Genomic DNA, 16,897 nt, shown 5'->3' with positions numbered 1-16,897 from the left:
ATTTCATCGGCATCATTACGAGCGAGGATGAGCAGTCCGGTGGACGGCTTTTAGGCGGGCGACACTGACATGAGTGTAAATCTGGGTCGTGGCCAAATTGGCGTGTCCCAGTAGTTCCTGCACGAGACGTAAATCGGCGCCGGCATTGAGCAAATGCGTCGCGTAGCTATGGCGGATCTTGTGGGGAGTCAGGTCGAGAGGCAGGTCTGCCAAGGCCAGGTAGCGCTTTAACAGCAGCTGCACCTCGCGCGGTTTCATCACCGTGTGTCGGCGTGTGACGACCACGGGAGCGTCAGTCGATATCGACGGCGCAAACTCCGATTCCCAGCGTTGCAATACAGCCATCGCGACGCTGCCGAGCGGACAAAGGCGTTCTTTGCCACCCTTGCCGACGATGCGTGCGACCCCTGCCCTTTTTTCGATCGCGGCGTAGGTTAAATTGCACAACTCGCTCACCCGCAGACCGCCGCCGTAGAGCAATTCCAACACGACTCGATCACGCCAAGCGGTGAAAGCGTCGATGCTCTCGTTGTCGAGTAGCCGTTGCGGGCCCAATAGGAGGCTTCGCATTTGCACCTCGGTTAAAAACTGCGGCAGTCGCTTTTCCAGCTTGGGCAGCGGAATACCCGTGAAGGGATTTCGAGCCATGCGCCCGCGAGTAATCCAAAAACGAAAAAACGAACGAAGTCCCGAAACATGCAGGTGGAGTGTGCGGCGATCAAAACGCCCCTGAGCTTCGATCACAAAATCGCGCATCTCCCGTCGCGTAAGTTCGTCGAACGGTTTTTCGGCGACTCCCGAGGTGCTCAACCAGCGGAAAAAATCAACGAAGGCGTGCCGGTAATTTCGCACCGTATGGGCGGAGTATCGTCGCTCTTTGCTCAACCACGCCGCAAACGGCTCCAGCCAGACCTGTTCGACGGCCGCCGGCAGGACGAATTCAGGTGTTTCTGGGGTCGGCTTCGACATCGGACATCACGCGAGACGCGTGGCGACGGAGGGCTCCTTCGGGATCGAGACCACGCTCCCGGGCGGCTGCCGCCAGAATGAAGAGCTCGCGGCCCAGCGTATCGTCGTCGAGCGCGTTCGCTTTGACCTCGATCGCGGCGGGGTCGGCCGACGCCGGGCGTTGAAATCCTTTTTTGATGATCTGCTTCCAAATCGACTCCGCCCACATCGTGGCCGGAAGTCGTGGTGGTTGGGGCTTGAACAACCCTTTCGCCGGTGGACCGTTTTTCTTCTCCTGCGCTTTGATTTCCTCCCACTTCGTGAGGACCTGGCCCGACGTTTCGAGTCGCTCCTCATCGCCAAAAACGTGTGGATGCCGCCGCACGAGTTTTTCATTCACTTCACGCGCGACGTCATCGAGATCGAAATCTCCGCGCTCGGCGGCGATTTGTGCGTGAAAGTAAACCTGGATCAGCACGTCGCCCAATTCTTCGCGCATGTGCACGACGTCCCCACGATCGATCGTCTCGATCAATTCACTCACTTCGTCGATCAGGCAGCGCACCAGGGAGGCATGAGTCTGTTCCTGGTCCCACGGGCATCCGCCGGGAGCTCGGAGGCGAGCAATGGTTTCACGAAGTTCGAGCAATGCACTCATCGGCCGTGAGGTTGGTGCAGACGTGGTTGGGAATGCACGGAAAAACTGGGCTGGAGTTCCCACCCATCCGTGTGTTCCGTGCGTCCTCCCGTATGTCAGACAAACTCACTGAAATCATGGCCTGGAAGCGGCAGGAAATTGCTCCGGATGTTCGCAGCGTATCGCTCGACGAACTGGCGCAGCTCCACCGCGCCCTTCCGTCGCCGCCTTCGTTTCTCCAGGCGTTGCGCCGATCCGATGACGGACTTGCCGTAATCGCCGAAATCAAACGCCGTTCTCCTTCCGCGGGGGAAATCGCCGCCGGGGCGTCCGCGTTGACTCAAGCCGCACGCTACCAGTCCGCCGGGGCCGATTGTTTGTCTGTGCTCACGGACCAGAAATACTTCGGCGGCACGCTGAGTGACCTCGAGCAGGTAACGGCGAGTTTTCGCGAATCCCCTCCGGCCGTGCCTTGTTTGCGGAAGGACTTCATGGTGCACCCCATCCAAGTCCGCCAAGCTCGGGAGGCCGGAGCCAGTGCGATTCTGATCATTGTGCGAGCCCTGACCGACGAAGAGATCATGACGTTACACGCTGCGGCGACGGCGGCGGGCTTGGACGCGCTTTTCGAGATCCACAGCGAAGCCGAACTCGAGCGGGCCGTCAGCCATCGGGCCCAAATCATTGGTGTCAACAATCGCGATCTGGCCCGGTTTACCACGGACCTCGCGATCAGCGAGCGCCTCATCCCGCAGTTTCCCCGCGAGGTCGTTGCCATCAGTGAAAGCGGAATCCATCGAGCCGAGGACGCCGCGCGGGCCAAAGCGTGTGGGGCCGATGCCATTCTCGTGGGCGAGTCTCTCATGCGCGCGCCCGATCCGACGGAGCTCTTGCGGTCGTTCCGCTAGCTTTTGTCGTTTCGGACGCCAAAAAAAGGACGGCCCCAGCGGGACCGTCCTCGGAAATTTATAGATTACGAAGGCGTTGCTCAGGCCGATTTCTCCGGCGTGAACATGTGCACGTCGCGTTGCGGATAAGGGATCGAGCAACCGGCGGCCTCGAGATCGACTTTGAGGCGCTCCGTCATGTCCATCTTGGTCATGAGGAAGTCCGGGGAGTTCACCCAGAACCAAACCACGATGTCGACGCTGCTCTCGCCGAGGTTCATCACGCCCACGATGGCGGCCGGATCCTTGAGGATGCGCTCATCGCTGTTCAGCGCCTTCCAGATCGTGTCCTTGGCCACCTTGAGGTCGTCATCATAGCTGACGCCCATGGTGAGGTCGATGCGACGGGTTTCCTTGACCGAGTAGTTGGTGATGGTGCCACCGCCGACTTGAGCGTTGGGGACGATAACGACCTGGTTCTGCGGCGTGCGCATGTTCGTGTTGAAGATGCTGATACCCTCCACGATGCCTTTGGTGCCGCCGGCTTCGATGAAGTCGCCGACTTTGAAGGGACGGAAGATGATGATCATCACGCCGGCGGCGAAGTTGGCCAGGGAGCCTTGAAGCGCCAAACCGATGGCCAAACCGGCCGCACCCAGAATGGCGATGAAGGAGGTGGTCTCAATGCCGAGTTTGCCGAGAGCGGCCATCACGACGACCAGGGTCATCATGATGTTGGCAATTTTAGCGAGAAACCCTGCCAAGGTATCGTCGATTTTGGCCTTCTTGAAGGCGCCGAGAATGAAGCGAGTGATGATGCCGACGGCGATGCGACCGATGATGAATATCGCGAGGGCGAGACCGATATTGATGGCCCAATCGATCCCGGAGGTCATGAGCCAAGTCTTAATAGCGGAGGTAGTTTCAGTTGAAGTTTCCATAGTGGAGCTGAAGTGAGGATGAATAATCATATAGGGTCAAGACCCTATATGCGACGAACCCATTGACGGGCGATTAAACCATCCATGGTCTGTTTCGGTCAATGCCACTGTCGCCGTCGCAAACGCGTGAGATACTTGCCCAGATTGATCATCTACCTCGAAAACACTTGGGGCAGAACTTCCTCGTGGACGCGAATATCGTGCGGAAGTCGGTGGAGCTCGCGAGCGTGGCCGCGACTGATCGCGTGGTCGAAATCGGCCCCGGACTCGGCACCCTCACCCGTGCCCTCTTGTCGACCGGCGCTCAGGTCTGGGCGATCGAACACGATCCCCGCTTGGCCGCGTATCTCCGCACCGATGTCATGCCGGACGCGGGCGGTAGGTTGCACTTGATGGAAGGCGATGCCTTGGATGCGCCGCGCGCCGGGCTCGCAACGAACGAGGCCGCAGCCGGATTCAAAGTGGTCGCCAATTTGCCCTACGCCATCTCGACCCCGTGGATGGACAGCATGCTGGCCGACCCCCTGCCGCAGCACATGGTGTTGATGTTGCAGCGGGAAGCGGCGGACCGTTATGCCGCCGCGCCCGGATCGAAACAGTTCGGCGCCATTTCAATTTTCCTGCAGTCGGCCTTCGATATTGCGCCCGGCCACAAAGTCCCGGCGGCGTGTTTCCACCCCCGCCCCGACATCGAATCCTACTTGCTGAACCTCGTGCGAAAACCGGTGCCCTACTTGTTTTCGCCAGAAACCAAGCGGTTGATCCGGGCCTGTTTTCAGCAACGCCGAAAACAAGTCTCCTCTCTGTTGCGTGGCAAACTGCCCGATGATGGTCAGAGTTGGATCTCTACTTTAACCCTAGAGGGTTTGGATGGTCGGGCTCGTCCGGAGGCGATTCCCACGAAGGCGTGGCAGCGGCTATCCGTCACTTGAGTTTTTCGCCGCAAGTCATACGGTTTAACCATGCGAGTAGGTAGAGTCGTCGGACTATGTTTCTCTCTTTTGTGGGCCGGTCAATTGATGGCGCAGTCCACTTTCACCTACGGTGTGATCGAGAATAACCAGTATCATGCGCCATCGGGTGAATTCGACATCACATTGCCCGTTCAACCCGAGTTTGGCGGCCACGTGACCGATACTCCGGAGGTCGTCACTTTTCAGGACAATGTCAGCATCCACGCCAGTATCGCATGTTTCGGATTGGACTCTGCTCAGAAACGCGAGATCGAGAATCGAGGGCGCCAGGATTATTTGGCGGGATTTTTCGGACAACATGTTCAGGCGCAGTTTCGGGAGCGGTTCGCCGGGGCGACGATTGAAAGCGCCAAGTTTGTGCCCGCGCTGCTGAGTGGATCTCTGATCGTCTACAATCTACTGCCTGGGGGCTCGATGTTCGACCACCAAGCAGCATTATCCTCCAGCGATTCCGCCCCGACCGCGAAACGCGGTAACCTGCTCTTCTTGCACAATGACCACCTCTACGTGGTGAGCATTGAACTTGCCGATCCCGTTATCGATACGACGCATTCGGCTTTGACCACCGAACAACAAAACGAACTCCTGCAGCAACGGCTGCTGGAACTGGTGGGACGCATGTCGTTTCGGGTTCCGGTGAGCCAGACCCTCCCTAACGGCCAAGCTTGATTCGCAGGACCGTTTCCGGCGCCTCGTTCGTCATGTGACCGATGAGCGCATTGAGGAAAAGCAGCACGCCGCCCATTTCCATGCCCTCCTCTACCGCGGTCCAGATGTTGTAAGGCAGCGTATCCAATGCGTCGTTGATGAGAAAGGGCTCTGTGAGTAGCTCGATTCCCACTGCCCCACCCACGTAAATGCCACCCGCCACACAGAACCATACCGCGATTCGGCGCGGAAGCTTAAGCAGGAAGCGCCCGTAGACGACGCCGACCACGGCCGCGACCACGCCGCCGGGCACGGCCCAGGAAATTTCGGTTACGCTGTTGAGCATCTCATGCATGCCCGCGATTTCATCGACGGACAAAAACAGAAAACCCACAGCCAGACCCCGCCAGGCGGGGGCCATGGGATCGCGCTGCGATTTTGTCAGATTCGCCTGCACCCAGAGGACGGTGGCGGTCAACAGCAGTGCACTGGCCGAATACCACGTCGGGAAACTGTCCTCTTCGTCGACGTCAAATATTTGCCGAAACAACCAGGGGATTTCCTGGAACTGATAATGGACGATCGTAAGCACAACGTGGATACCCACCAACGCGGTGACCACGAGCCAGAGTCGCTTCATCAGACGACCGCGGCTAAATGAGAGGGTATGTTCGATCGGTCCAGAGGGCGGCATAACCGGGTGAATTTAAATCCTAACGGGCGGCGGGGCGCACGAATAAAAAAGGCCACCGCGACGGTGGCCTTATGACTAGGTCGACGAAGCGAAGGGATTAACCTCCCCAGCCCCAACCCCACCAACTCGAGCTGTTGCCCGATTTGTTGGACTTATGGGACTTGTTGGATTTAGCGGAGTTATGACTGGAACCACCGCTGGAGCATGAATGCCCGCGGTCACCTTTTTTCGTGCAGCTGCCCCACCAGTTGATGTCGCAGTTGCGGGAACCGGACTTGTTCGATTTAGCGGACTTGGCGGACTGATGATCACTCGAACCACAGTGGTGGCCCCATTGCGATTTCTTGGAGCAATTGCCCCACCAGTCGTAGCTGCAGTTGCTGTTCTGACCCGACTTGTCGGAGCGGCTCGATTTATCGGAACGTCCCGATTTGTCGGAGCGTCCCGATTTGTCGGATTTGTCGGACTTGGAGGAACGACCGCAATCGTGACCGCGGTCCCCTTGCTTCTTGCAGCGACCCCACCAATCGAAGTCGCAGTTGCTCGAACCGGACTTGCCCGATTTACCTGACTTGCAGGATTTGTTGGAGCGGTCCGACTTGCCCGATTTACAGGAGCGGCAGTTGTTCGTCGTGGAAATAACCTTGGCGCCCAAAGCGACCACTTCGCTCGAACCCGGTGAAACCGGACGGAAGATTTCGATGCGATAGGTGTGTGCGCCTTCAGCCGTGGTGAAGTTCTTTTTGTATTTGCTGCGGCTGATGACGTAGGTGGAACCGTCCTGCGAAGCACCGGCCGTGAAAAGCCATTCTTCGCCGATGGCGCCACCGGAGAGCTCCTCCGTCACCGCGATAATGACCTCTTCATCGACTTCATAGTCATCGTGCTCGTCACACTTGAGCTTGAATTTGATCAACACATCGTCGCCGCCACAGAACGATTGACCGGCGGCGATGGGATCCAACCAGATGACCGTGGCGATGCAGTTTTCATCACTCGGCGGGTCGGCACTCTCGACCACGGAGACCGTGATGGAATCGAAAGCGGTCTTACCTTGATCGGAAACCACGCTCACGATGATCGGGTAGCTTGCCGTTTCGCTCGACAGAATCACGCCCGAGCCCGAGACCACCGCTTGGCCGAGCGCGTCGTGAGTCGTCGTCACCTCGACCCCGCCGATTGTGACGGTGAGATCATCGATGGTGCCGTAGGAAACGCTGGCGGTGTAGGTAAAGGAAATCTCCGAAACAGGATCGCTCTCAAAGCGCGTCACCTCAAAACCATCATCGGGAGTCAGGATCTCCACCGTGGGATCGGGATAGGTTCCGACTACTTCAAACGTGGAGGAAGTGGCCGCGGAGGCATAGCCATTGGAAGTGCTGGCCGAGATTGTGTAAACTCCCGGCACATCAATGACCAAAGTGTCGTCAATACCGACCACGCTGGCCGGATTGGAATCGTCGATTACGAGCGTTACGGGTTCACCTCCGACCGTGGTGGTAAGCGATTCGATAATGCCAAGTTCGGTCTGAGCCGAAACCGTGACAGGCACCGATGCGCCGGGACCGCCAAACTCGAACGTGAATACTTCGCCATCGAGCGGATCTTCGATGGTTACGGTGGGGGGAACCGCGGCAATTTCGTTCACGGTAATGGAAACACTGTCGGAGGCCGTCTTGGTCGCGCCTTCGTCGCCCTGGCTCGTAACGGTGACTGAGATCGTATACGTGTCCAAACCGGCTGCAGTGATGACGCCGCTGCCACTGACCACGCCCAGCGCGGACATGACACCATCGACTTCATATTCGAAGTCGGCGGTTTGGTTGAGCGAGTCCGTCACCGTCACCGTCACCGACTGAATCGGGCCGTAGCTGACGCTGCCATCGAACTCGAACGGAATCTCAATCGCCGGACCGCCCGAGATCACCGTGTAGGAGTCGCCGTCGCCGGGGGTGGTGATTTCGACTTCTGGAGCCGGGTAAAGTGCCTTCACTTGAAACACCGTGGTGTCGGTGTCCGAGCCATGGGGCGTCGTCGTGGTGGCCACGACGTTGTAAGTGCCCGGAACAGAGATAAATTGAGTAGCGGTTCCGGTGACTTCCAAATTACCGATGGTCCAGCCGCTCAACAACACGGGCACGCCGGACTCGGTAGCGGTCAACGTCTGGATGCCTTCGGTCGCTCCGCCGTCGGCGAGGGTCACGGCATCGATCGTGTAAGGCACATCCACGCCGAGAGCGTCACCCAGCGTATAGGTGTAGACGTGAACGCTGGGAGCCAAAGGCTCGATGATGGTCACCGTGGGAGGTGGCACTTGCCGGATGATTTCAAATTCGACATTGTCCGTGGCGGACCCGACGGAGTTGATCGCGGTCACGATGACCGAGTAGAAACCGGCGGCGGGATCCGTGAGAGTCACATCGAGACTCGCGGTGGCCAAAGCGGTATCCAGGTCCGTGACGATGCCGGTCAAGTCGATCACCTGTCCGTCGACTTCAAGTTGGAGATCAGTCACCGGGTAGTTCGCGGTCGCGGAACCGGTGATTTGCAGCGGGATGTCAATGGAACCGGAACCAACTTCGTAGTAGAACTTCTGCTGGTCGGCCGGGGAAGCGATGGCCGGAACCGGAGGAGTCCCCTCGCCCACGGGCTCGAACAGGAAGACGTTGATGAAGCTGCCGCTGTTGACCGTGGTCGCCGCCGCGTTGGCGTCCGGATCGTTTACGTCCTCGGATTCACCGGAAAAGTTCTCCGCCCGCAGCCGATAGCTGTATTGCCCGGCATCGGAACCATCGGGAGCATTAAAATAAACGCCAATCACCCGCGAGCGATTGCCGGCGGTGAAGAGCAAGCTGGCGGGCGCGGAACCGTGCAGAGCGATTTGATCGTCAACCCAGTCGGCGACAATATCGGGATCTTCATTGTCTTTGGTGGTGGCCCAGGTTGGGTCGGACTCGAAACCGTCCGGCAACAGCACCCAGCTCACGTAAGAAAGGGCCTCGGCGTCCGTGGCACCAGCCGGCTTTCCCTCCACGTAGACAACCAGATCCGCCAAAACATCCTGATCGGCCACGAGAGCGGCCGCAGCGCTGATGTCCACCGCATGAAAACGGAAACCGGGGATCTCCAGTCCTTCCACCGTCTCGTCGGCGGGGGTGTAAGTCACTTCCGGATTGCGGCCAGCCGCAAAAATGTTGGTCGCAAGACTAAGGGTAATGGCGCCTAAGAGCGCGCGTCGGAGAAGACCTTTCATGGGAAAACGCATAGGTGAGAAGAGCTTGTTGCGAATTAAGGGCATTAGATGGAGCATGTCTAGGGCTATTTCCCTAGAATTTATACTTACTTACCCCCAAATGGACCTAGCAGGCCCCCGACAAGTGTTTACAAATTGTAAAACCCTAAGCGGGACAGCATGTTAGAGGCAGTTTCGACCGGAGTAAACTGCTCATCCGCGGACAGGGGGAAACTACGAAGTCCGATCTGTTCATGGAAAAACCACAAGGTGTCCCGACCCACGTGAACGCCCAGCGCCGTTTGGCATCCGCCCTCCAGTTTCGTTTGGAAAGCACGTTCGAGTTCTACGGCGACAGCCGTGTCGCGGTCGAAGAGTTCGGCCGAGTCGAAGTCGATTTCCAATCGGGACTGAATCGCGATGGCGGCCTGGGCGACGGCGGGCACCATGACCTCAAAGCCCAACACGCGAAACTCGACCCCGGGCCATGATCCGATTCCCAAACGCTGAAGTCCGGCGGCCGCCAAGACTGTCGCGTCGGCGACACCGTCCTGCCCAATTTTCCGCAGGCGCGTATCCACGTTACCGCGAATTTCGGTGAATTCCGCATGAGGATATTTCATCCCCAGCTGTAAACGTCGGCGGGGGCTGCTGGTTGCAATCGTGCGAGGTTCCTCGATTCCCTGCCGCACCACCAACACGTCCCGGGGATCAGCGCGGGGCAAATAACCCGCAATTTTGAGTCCAGCGGGCTGATCTCCCGGCAAGTCCTTGGCGCTGTGCACCGCGACATCGGCATCGCCGTTGAGCAGCGCTTCCTCGAGCTCCTTGGTGAAGAGCCCCTTCCCTCCTTTGGTTTCCAAAGACCACGCTTTTTGTTTATCTCCGGTGGTGACCAGCGTGAGTAACTCGATCTCCACGCCCAACACCTCGTGCAGGCGCGCCGCGACCATATTGGTCTGGGCAAGCGCCAAAGGGCTTTTACGCGTGGCGATGGTGAGCTTTTTCATGAGTTGGTGGTAGCCGAGACGGGCGGGGATGGAGCAAAAAACAACAAGGCCACGATCCGCAGCAAGAGAATCTCCGCTGCCGATCGTGGCCGGTGAAATCGAGTCGGGCGATTAGTAGCTCGCGGCGACCCCGGAGATGTTCTTCTTGGCCATCCAGGGCATCATCCCGCGCAGGTATTTACCCGTCTTCTCGATCGGATGCTTTTCGCCCGCTTTGAGCAGCTTGTTGTAGTTCTTGAGACCACCCTTGTGCTCCTTGACCCACTCCTTGGTGAATTTACCGGTCTGGATCTCTTTGAGGATCTTCTTCATCTCGACCTTGGTCTTGGCGTTGATGACGCGGGGGCCGCGGGTGATGTCACCGAATTTCGCGGTCTCGGAAATCGAGAAACGCATGCCGGCGATGCCGGACTCATACATGAGATCACAGATGAGCTTCAGCTCGTGGAGGCACTCGAAGTAGGCCATTTCCGGCTGATAGCCAGCCTCGACGAGGGTCTCGAATCCGGCTTGCACGAGGGCGCTGGCGCCGCCGCAGAGCACGGCTTGTTCACCGAAGAGATCCGTTTCGGTCTCTTCCTTGAAGGTGGTTTGCAGCACACCGGCGCGGGTGGAACCGATGCCTTTGGCCCACGCGAGCGCGGTCTTGCGAGCCTTGCGGGTTTTGTTTTGCGCCACGGCGATGAGGGCCGGCATGCCTTTGCCCTCTTGATAGAGACGGCGCACCATGTGGCCCGGGCCCTTCGGCGCGACCATGATGCAGTCGATGTCCTCGGGCAGCTTGATCAGATCGAAGTGCACGGCGAGACCATGCGAGAAGAGCAGGGTCTTGCCCTTGGTCAGGTTTGGCGCGATGTCCTGCTCATAGATCTCGGCCTGTTTCATGTCGGGCAGACCCACCATGATGACATCGGCTTGACGCACGGCTTCGGCCGTTGTGACCACCTTGAAGCCTTGCTTCTTGGCCACCGCAGCGGACTTGGAGCCCTTGTAGAGGCCAATGATCACATTTACGCCGGAATCCTTCAGGTTAAGGGCGTGTGCATGGCCTTGGGAGCCGTAGCCGAGCACGGCGATCGTCTTGTTTTTGAAAACGCCGAGATCAGCGTCCTTGTCGGTGTATACTTTGGCAGGCATGATTTGAATTAAGATATCCTGGGGGTTGGGTAGAAACGGATCAGCGGGTGAGCGCGAGTTGCCCGGTGCGGGCGAGTTCGATGATGCCGAACGGTTCGAGCATGCGCAGGAACGCGGCGACTTTACCTTCGTCGCCCGTGAGTTCGACGATTACTTCGTGCGAAGCGGCGTGCACAATTTTGGCGCGGAAAATATCTGAAATCTGTAGGATCTCCGAACGGCTGCTGGCATCGGCCTTGACCTTGGCGAGGATCATTTCCCGCAGCACGGCCTGACCGTCTTTGTAGTCCGCCACATCGACTACGTTGATGAGCTTGCGCAGTTGCTTGATACAGAGATCGAGCGCGGTGTCGTCGCCCTTCAATACTGCGGTAATGCGCGACAGTGCCGCATCGTGAGTCGGCGCTACATTGAGGGAGTCGATATTGAAGCCGCGGCCGGAAAACATGCCCGAAACGCGCGCAAGCACGCCGAATTTATTCTCAACGAGGACGGAAATCGTGTGTCGCATGAAGGTGTGGCTGGGGGAGGGAAATCGAGCGGGAGGATGGATGAAACAGGAAACTGAAGTGACTTTGCGCAGAGCGAAAAATCATCTGGTAGACGCCGAGGGACTCGAACCCCCGACCCTCTCGGTGTAAACGAGATGCTCTAACCAACTGAGCTAGGCGTCCGGACAGAAGGTCGATCTAAGCGTTTCGTGGGAGCGGCTGACAAGGGGATAATTACCCGGAGATCATTAGAGGCTAAACGGCCGCCGAAGCCGCTTTAGCCGCGAGCCACCCTTCGCGGATCATCAACTCGGCATTCTGCACCGCATTGAGGGCGGCACCTTTCCACAAATTGTCGCCGCTCACCCAGAACGAAATGCCGTTGTCGAGGGCGGTGTCGATCCGCAGTCGCCCGACGCCGCAGCGCACGTGTTCAGCGCATTCCAGCGGCGTGGGGTAACGATTGTTCGCCGGATCATCGATCAACTCCGCGCCGGCAAACGCCGCCACGGCGGCGCGGGCGGCGGTGAGGTCGACCGGACGTTCGAACTCCGCACTCACCGCAATGGAGTGCGCCCGCAACACCGGCACACGGACGCAGGTGGCGGAGACTTTAAGGTCGGGCAATCCCATGATCTTGCGCGATTCCTGGGCCATTTTGGTCTCTTCGCCCGTATAGCCGTCCGCCCCGAACGTATCCACATGGGGGATGCAATTGTAAGCGATTTGGTGGGGATAAACCCGGGACGTGATGGCCTCGCCTGCCACGGACGCGCGAACTTGCGCATCCAGTTCGTCAATGGCCTCGGCTCCCGTGCCCGACACGGACTGGTAGGTGGAGACGAAAATCCGCTTCAGGCCAAATGTTTGATGCAAAGGCCACAGGCCCATCAGCATGACCGCCGTCGAGCAGTTGGGGTTGGCGATGATACCGCCGTGCGATTGCAGCTGCTCAGGATTGATCTCGGGAATCACCAGCGGCACATCGTCGCGCATGCGCAGCGCCGAGCTCTTGTCGATCACCAGGCACCCCGCCGCGACCGCGTCCTGGGCCAACGCCCGGGTGACCCCGCCACCCGCCGCGAAAAACGCCACGTCGATGTCCGCAAACACGCCGGGCTTGGCTTCTTCGACCACGATTTTTTCATCGCCGACCTGGATTGTTTTACCCGCTGACCGGCTCGAAGCCAGCAGCCGCAATTGCGACAACGGGAAGTTTCGCTCGCGCATTAACCGCACCAGCTCTTGACCGACTGCACCCGTGGCACCGACGATTCCGACTACGTAACTCATGTTATTCAAGATGAAGACTCCTTGGGAATTGGTCATGCAAAGTGCCGATGCGCTCGGCATCAAGCCCGCAGAACGGCTCCTGCACGTATCGATAACGGACCAAACCCTGCAACTTTTCCAGGGCGGCACCCTCGTTCGCACGTTTGAAATATCCACCAGCTCGCGACCGCCGTCAAATCAGCGCGACTCGCTGGGCACCCCCCGCGGTCTGCACACCATCGCCGAACGGATCGGTGCGGGGCAGCCTCCAGGCATGGTTTTTCGCAGTCGCGTCGCGACCGGCCACCATTTCAGCGAACTCAATGCCGAAGAAAATGAACGCAATCTCGTGACGACGCGCATTCTTTGGCTGCGAGGCCTGGAGAAGGGTTACAACGCCGGAGGCAACGTGGATTCCTACGATCGCTACATCTACATCCACGGCACCAATCACGAAGACCGCATTGGCCGACCCGCCAGCGGGGGGTGCGTGCAGTTGCGGAATCTGGAAATGGTCGAGCTCTACGACGCGGTGCGCGCGGGCGATTGGGTCAATATCGTCAATTGACCAGTGTCCGACGACCATGCTGCTTCAGCGGTCGTCGACTTCATACCAAGCCGGTGGTCGATCTTCGTAGCTGTCGATGCCGCCAGCCATCGACACCCGAGTGACGCCGTCACCCATGGCGACATTCACCCGATCGCCTTCGTGGAAGTATCCATCTTTCGCGGACTGGACCACTTCGATGACCTTGCCGTTGGAGAGTTCAATCGTGACGCGCTGCCCTTCCTCCCGAGTGACCCGCTCCTCAACAGCCTTGCCGATCACGGATCCGGCCACTGCTCCGGCGGCACTGGCCACGATGCTTTCGATTCCACCGCCGCCCGCCGCCGCGACTCCACCGGCACCGCCGAGGCCTGCTCCGCCATACGTTCCGATTCCAGAATTATCGCCTTCGATTGTCACGGGTTCCGAACTGATCACTCGCCCCGTGGTCAATTCCGCCGCCACTCCCACGTGCGCCTGAGGCACCAATGGTGTGCTACTGGGCATCGTGCAACCGGCGAACGTTCCGCAGATCATGCTGGCCAGCATTACTCGAACGGGGGGTAGATTCATTGGCTTTTGGGTATCAACCTGAGCGCGAAGGTCCATGAGAAACTGGGCTCGTGGTAAATGTCTTCACCCGCCCCATGGCCCGTTTAATTCACGGCAAGTCGCACCAATGAATTCCAGTGTCCGTGCGCAACCTGCACGCGATCTCCTTCGCGGAACAAGCCACCGTCACTCTCCTGGGTGATCATGACCGTGCGACCATTGTCCATGAGAATGGTAATTTCCTGAGCATCCTCGCGGGTCATGACCTCCTCCACGGCTTGCCCGGCAACGGCACCTGCACCCGCCGCCACGACTTGCCCCACGCGTTCGCCCGTATTGGGGGCATGGCCGGGGTGAGCGGCGGCCGCACCGAGCGCCCCACCCGCGAGTAATCCCAGGTTCGACGGACTACCTTTCAACACCACCGATCGCACCCTCGCAATTGTGCCCAGTTCGACAGTATGCAACACGCCGGCTTGCGACGCCGGCACCAACGGTTTCGAGGCGGGAAACGAGCAACCGACCATTCCCATGGCCGTCGCGAACACCGCCGTGCGGAGAATGATGCGAGGGTATTTCATGTGTCGTCCAAGCAAGGATACACCGTGGACCCCGACCGCGGACGGCTGTTCCGCCCGCGCTACCCTTGATTGGCACCGAGCAACAATCGCAGCGAGTTCAGGCACACCAACACGGTGCTGCCTTCGTGCGCCGCCACGCCGAGTCCGAGCGGAACGACCCCGGCCACCGAGGCGATGGCCATCACCACCACCACGCCCAACGAGATCGCGAGGTTCTGCTTGATAACTCGCTTCGCACGACGACTCAGGCGCAGGGCGGACAATACATTCTCGATGCGGTCCTCCATCAATATGACCTCCGCTTGCTCCAACGCCGCATCGCTGCCTCTCGCGCCCATGGCGACACTCACGTCGGCTGCCGCCAGGCTCGGTGCGTCGTTCACGCCGTCGCCCACCATCGCAACTTTGCGACCACCTCGCTTTAGCTCTTCAATCGCGTCGACTTTCCCTTCCGGCGTCAAACCGGCCCGCACCTCACCGACTCCCAGCTCGGCCGCGACTTTTTCCGCGGTTTGCCGCCGGTCGCCAGTCAGCATGACCGACTTCAATCCCAGGGCGTGCAACTGCGTCAAAACCTGGGCCGATTCCGAACGCAACTCGTCCCGTAACAGGATCCGACCGACCAACGCGTCGCTCACGATCCATACTTCCGCAAATTCCGCCTCCGCCGGCGGCAGTTTTTCCGCCCAGCCCGCCAGCGGCCCTGTATCCAATAGTTCGCGACGTCCCAGCAGCACCTTGGTCTCGCCCAGCGTGCCGCGCACTCCCTGCCCGGTCAGGGAGCTGAAATCCGTCACTTCGTGCTCGGCCACGCCCCGTTGGCGCACATCGCGCACAATGGCCCGGGCGATCGGGTGCTGCGAATTCGCCTCCAATGCCAATGCCAGTTCCATGACCTCGGTTTCCCGCCCGGCAGGCAGGCTCTCGAAGCTCACCACCTTGAGCTCTCCGGTCGTGAGCGTCCCGGTCTTGTCCATCGCCACGGTCTGCACCTCCGCAAGTTTTTCAATCGCCGCGCCCCCGCGGAACAGCACGCCATGGCGCGCCCCCCACGCAATGGCCGCGAGCACGGCGGATGGAATCGAGAGCACGAGCGCGCACGGACTCATCACCACCAGCAACGTCATCGCCCGGTAAAACGCGGAGGTCTGCTCACCCACATTGGTAAACGGCGACAGCCCCATCACCAGCCACCACACGAGAAACATGACCGCGCACACGCCCAGCACCAGCAGCGTGTAGCGTCCGCCGAACTTGTCGGTGAACCGCTCACTCGGCGCCCGCAGTTTTTGCGCGGTTTGAATCAGCCGGATGATTTTCTGCAACGTGCTCTCGGCCGGCAACCGCTCCACTTCGTAAGTGACCGCGCCCCATAAATTAAGCGTGCCGCTGAATACATCGTCGCCCGCGGCTTTCTCGACCGGCACCGATTCGCCGGTGAGGGTGGATTCATCGCACGCACTTTTGCCCGTTAGAATATGACCGTCGGCCGGAAAAGCAGCCCCCGGTTTCACCCTGACTCGGTCACCCACGCGCAACGCATCGACGGGAATCTCTTCTTCCTCGCCGTCGTCTTTGATCCGCAGGGCATGCTTGGGGGCCGACTGTAGCAACGCATCGACCTCGCGATGCGTGCGGTCCATTGCGAACGCTTCCATCGCCCCCGACGCCGAGAACAGGAACAGCAGCAGCACGGCCTCGGCCCACGCCCCGATGCTCACCGCGCCCACTGCGACCGCCAGCATCAGAAAATGGATATCCAACTTTCGCCGCCGAATGTTTTCCCACGAATCAATCGCTGCATCCCAGCCGCCGGTGATCAACGCCAGGCCCGCCAGCCCCATCACCACGCCTTGGGGGCCGCCCGTGAAACGTTCCACCACCCAGGCGGCGATGCCCGCCACGCCACAAGCCGCCGCGAGTCCGGCCAGCATGCGCCAATCGTGCTCTTCGTGATCATGTCCGGCCTCGCCCTCATGTTCCGGGTCCGGCCACGAAAACTCCCGCCAGGTCCAAAAGGTCGGGGCCGTGGCGCAGGTCGGCGCACTCATTTCGAGCTGACCGCCATCCCGTCGGACCGAAAATCCTGTGGGCAGGGTGTCGCCTTCGCGTCCGGCGTTGCCCTCGGCTTTCACCCGGGCCTCCACCTCCGCCAGCACTTTGCGTAAACTTTCCCGCAGGGCCGCTTCGTTGATCGTGCCCAGGGTCGCCACGGAAACCTTGCGCGCGGTCGGATCGACCCTCACTGCCTCCAAGCCCGGGGCCGAGCGTAGAAACTCCGCCAAATTTTGCGCCCATGCAGGAGTTTCGGCCGGATTCGACATGCGCCATCAGCGTCGCTAATTT

At 59.6% G+C, this 16,897-nt stretch carries 16 protein-coding genes and 1 tRNA gene; 4 read left to right on the top strand and 13 right to left on the bottom strand.

Annotated features, from left to right (window positions below; translation table 11 throughout):
- Window positions 1–15 precede the first annotated feature (15 nt).
- The gene (locus PXH66_RS07970; protein WP_330928947.1) at window positions 16–969 is read right to left on the bottom strand and encodes a tyrosine recombinase XerC; all 954 of its coding nucleotides are present in this window, start codon (window positions 967–969) and stop codon (window positions 16–18) included.
- The gene (locus PXH66_RS07965; RefSeq protein ID WP_330928946.1) at window positions 941–1,606 is read right to left on the bottom strand and encodes a MazG family protein; all 666 of its coding nucleotides are present in this window, start codon (window positions 1,604–1,606) and stop codon (window positions 941–943) included. Before PXH66_RS07965 ends, PXH66_RS07970 begins: the two co-directional genes overlap by 29 nt.
- Window positions 1,607–1,698: 92 nt before the next feature.
- On the opposite strand from PXH66_RS07965, the gene trpC reads away from it, so the two are divergent.
- Window positions 1,699–2,493: an indole-3-glycerol phosphate synthase TrpC gene (gene trpC, locus PXH66_RS07960; protein WP_330928945.1), complete on the top strand. Its 795-nt coding sequence runs from the start codon at window positions 1,699–1,701 to the stop codon at window positions 2,491–2,493.
- Window positions 2,494–2,573: 80 nt separating this feature from the next.
- On the opposite strand, the gene PXH66_RS07955 is transcribed toward trpC, so the two are convergent.
- Window positions 2,574–3,368, bottom strand: a complete 795-nt coding sequence (locus tag PXH66_RS07955) for a mechanosensitive ion channel family protein (protein WP_330928944.1) — start codon at window positions 3,366–3,368, stop codon at window positions 2,574–2,576.
- A 230-nt stretch (window positions 3,369–3,598) separates the two neighbouring features.
- Here PXH66_RS07955 and rsmA point away from each other — a divergent pair, with 230 nt between their 5' ends.
- A complete protein-coding gene (gene rsmA, locus PXH66_RS07950) occupies window positions 3,599–4,345 on the top strand; it encodes a 16S rRNA (adenine(1518)-N(6)/adenine(1519)-N(6))-dimethyltransferase RsmA (protein ID WP_345784026.1) in 747 nt (248 codons plus the stop codon).
- 87 nt (window positions 4,346–4,432) lie between these two features.
- Window positions 4,433–5,056 (top strand): hypothetical protein, encoded by a 624-nt coding sequence (locus PXH66_RS07945; RefSeq protein ID WP_330928942.1) that lies wholly within the window; start codon window positions 4,433–4,435, stop codon window positions 5,054–5,056.
- On the opposite strand, the gene PXH66_RS07940 is transcribed toward PXH66_RS07945, so the two are convergent.
- From PXH66_RS07940 to PXH66_RS07910, 7 genes are all read right to left on the bottom strand, one after another.
- Window positions 5,040–5,675, bottom strand: a complete 636-nt coding sequence (locus PXH66_RS07940) for a hypothetical protein (protein WP_330928941.1) — start codon at window positions 5,673–5,675, stop codon at window positions 5,040–5,042. The two genes, PXH66_RS07945 and PXH66_RS07940, sit on opposite strands and share 17 nt — an antisense overlap.
- A 151-nt stretch (window positions 5,676–5,826) precedes the next feature.
- Entirely contained in the window at window positions 5,827–8,982 is a 3,156-nt protein-coding gene (locus PXH66_RS07935; RefSeq protein ID WP_330928940.1) for an RHS repeat domain-containing protein, read from the bottom strand.
- A gap of 128 nt (window positions 8,983–9,110) precedes the next feature.
- Entirely contained in the window at window positions 9,111–9,971 is an 861-nt protein-coding gene (gene hemC, locus PXH66_RS07930) for a hydroxymethylbilane synthase (RefSeq protein ID WP_330928939.1), read from the bottom strand.
- Between the two features lie 111 nt (window positions 9,972–10,082).
- A complete protein-coding gene (gene ilvC / locus PXH66_RS07925; protein ID WP_330928938.1) occupies window positions 10,083–11,108 on the bottom strand; it encodes a ketol-acid reductoisomerase in 1,026 nt (341 codons plus the stop codon).
- A 40-nt stretch (window positions 11,109–11,148) separates the two neighbouring features.
- Window positions 11,149–11,619, bottom strand: coding sequence for an acetolactate synthase small subunit (ilvN, locus tag PXH66_RS07920; RefSeq protein ID WP_330928937.1), 471 nt, complete (start codon window positions 11,617–11,619; stop codon window positions 11,149–11,151).
- Between the two features lie 86 nt (window positions 11,620–11,705).
- Window positions 11,706–11,782, bottom strand: a tRNA-Val gene (locus tag PXH66_RS07915).
- A gap of 72 nt (window positions 11,783–11,854) precedes the next feature.
- Complete coding sequence (locus tag PXH66_RS07910; protein WP_330928936.1) at window positions 11,855–12,892, bottom strand: aspartate-semialdehyde dehydrogenase; 1,038 nt, start codon at window positions 12,890–12,892, stop codon at window positions 11,855–11,857.
- A gap of 10 nt (window positions 12,893–12,902) precedes the next feature.
- Between PXH66_RS07910 and PXH66_RS07905 the strand changes: the two genes are divergently transcribed.
- Window positions 12,903–13,439, top strand: a complete 537-nt coding sequence (locus PXH66_RS07905) for a L,D-transpeptidase (RefSeq protein WP_330928935.1) — start codon at window positions 12,903–12,905, stop codon at window positions 13,437–13,439.
- Window positions 13,440–13,463: 24 nt separating this feature from the next.
- Here the strand turns inward: PXH66_RS07905 and PXH66_RS07900 are convergent, their stop codons facing one another.
- From PXH66_RS07900 to PXH66_RS07890, 3 genes are all read right to left on the bottom strand, one after another.
- On the bottom strand, window positions 13,464–13,991 hold the full coding sequence (locus tag PXH66_RS07900; RefSeq protein WP_330928934.1) for an outer membrane lipoprotein: 528 nt from the start codon (window positions 13,989–13,991) through the stop codon (window positions 13,464–13,466).
- Window positions 13,992–14,074: 83 nt separating this feature from the next.
- Window positions 14,075–14,551 carry a hypothetical protein gene (locus PXH66_RS07895; RefSeq protein WP_330928933.1) on the bottom strand — a complete coding sequence of 159 codons (477 nt, stop codon included), beginning with the start codon at window positions 14,549–14,551 and terminating at the stop codon, window positions 14,075–14,077.
- 59 nt (window positions 14,552–14,610) lie between these two features.
- Window positions 14,611–16,875, bottom strand: a complete 2,265-nt coding sequence (locus PXH66_RS07890) for a heavy metal translocating P-type ATPase (protein ID WP_330928932.1) — start codon at window positions 16,873–16,875, stop codon at window positions 14,611–14,613.
- Between the last annotated feature and the right edge of the window lie 22 nt (window positions 16,876–16,897).

This window comes from Synoicihabitans lomoniglobus (genome assembly GCF_029023725.1).
Lineage (GTDB): Bacteria > Verrucomicrobiota > Verrucomicrobiia > Opitutales > Opitutaceae > Actomonas > Actomonas lomonigloba.
Note: the sequence above shows the minus strand (reverse complement) of the source record. Positions and strands in the feature narration are given on the sequence as shown.